We start from the raw sequence: 1,464 nt of genomic DNA, 5'->3' as shown, positions 1-1,464 counted from the left end.
GAGCTGATTTCAACCTCGCTGGCGTGGTCCCCACCAGGGCAGGATGGGTGGCAGGTCGGTGAGGAGCCGGGCTGGCCGTTTGGGCTCGGGCGATTCGCCGTCGTCGCCGTCCCAGCGGCGTCCGTACTGGTCGGGCAGCTCGCCCCAGCCGAAGTAGGGCAGCGGTTGGGTGGGCAGGCCACCGAATTCGTCGCGTGGGTCGATGCGCTCGGTGGCGACGGTGCACAGGTGTGCCCAGTCGTCGCCGAAGTCGAACAGGTAGGCGAACTGCTCACCGGGGGTCAGCCGGCTCAGTTTGGTCGCCTCGCTGTCGAGGCTGCCCTCGGGTGCCTCTCCGTCCCAGTGCTCCAGTTCGGTGATCTCGGTGCCGTCAGCGAGGGTGAACATGTGCATGTGGGCCAGGTCCCACCGCGCGAACGCCAGGTCGACGGCGTCGGCGAGCTGGCCGAACGTGTGCGACCTGGCCGCGGCGAAGATCCGGCCGGGTCGGGGCCACAGGTCGACGCCTCGGCCGGAGACCAGCTCAACCCGGATCGACAACCAGGTACGGGCCACGGATGACACCCCTGCTCAGGTCGGTCGCGCGTCAACATGCCGCGTGTTGATCGTCTGGAATGGACGAAGCTCCTGGTAGATGACTGAGTCGACCAAGACATCCGTCGTCGCCCGAGGAGCTTCGTGCTGGCCTATCCTGCCACGATCCCGTTGTCCACCCGCAGCCTGACGCACCTGTCCGGGCTGCTCCGCGCCCACCGCAAGACGGTGGGCAGCCGCTGGCGCCGCCTGGCACCCGACCAGCAGGCCCTGCTGGTGCTGGCCCACCTGCGCAACGGTGACAGCCGGGCGCGGCTGGCCGCCGGCTTCGCAGTCAGCCCGACCACCGTGTGGCGCTACATCCGCGAGGCCATCGACCTACTCGCCGCTGCCGCACCCACCCTCGCCCAGGCGATGCGCCGCATCGGGCGGCTGGCCTACGCGATCCTGGACGGCACGTTGATCCCGATCGACCGGCTGTCCGGCAGCGCCGACCGGCGCCACTACTCCGGCAAGCATCGCCGCCACGGCGTCAACGCGCAGGTCATCGCCGATCCGCTCGGCCGGCTGATGTGGGTCTCCCCGACGCTGCCCGGCGCGGTCCACGACATCAAGGCCGCCCGCACCCACGGCATCATCGACGCCCTGACCAACGCCGCCGTGGCGACCTTCGCCGACAAGGGCTACCGCGGGGCCGGCCCGGTTGTCGCGGTGCCGTTCTACGGCCGCAACCTGCCCACCCGCATCCGCGAGGTCAACATCGCCCACGCCAAGATCCGGGCCATCGGCGAACGCGCCATCGCCACCCTCAAGACGTGGAAGGTCCTGACCAAACTCCACTGCTGCCCGCGACGAGCCACCCCAATCCTCGCCGCGATCACGCTCCTCCAACTCATCGAGGAGCAGCGCGAGTCAGGATGAAATCAGCTC

At 69.6% G+C, this 1,464-nt stretch carries 2 protein-coding genes; one reads left to right on the top strand and one right to left on the bottom strand.

Translation table 11 applies throughout. The annotated features are described in order from the left end of the window. Positions 1-9: 9 nt before the first annotated feature. Complete coding sequence (locus ACNTMW_RS34270; protein ID WP_426638226.1) at positions 10-555, bottom strand: IS1096 element passenger TnpR family protein; 546 nt, start codon at positions 553-555, stop codon at positions 10-12. Between the two features lie 123 nt (positions 556-678). On the opposite strand from ACNTMW_RS34270, the gene ACNTMW_RS34265 reads away from it, so the two are divergent. Next, entirely contained in the window at positions 679-1,455 is a 777-nt protein-coding gene (locus ACNTMW_RS34265) for a transposase family protein (protein WP_426638225.1), read from the top strand. The last annotated feature ends 9 nt before the right edge of the window (positions 1,456-1,464 follow it).

It is taken from the genome of Planosporangium spinosum (assembly GCF_049999945.1).
GTDB lineage: Bacteria > Actinomycetota > Actinomycetes > Mycobacteriales > Micromonosporaceae > Planosporangium > Planosporangium spinosum.
Note: the sequence above shows the minus strand (reverse complement) of the source record. Positions and strands in the feature narration are given on the sequence as shown.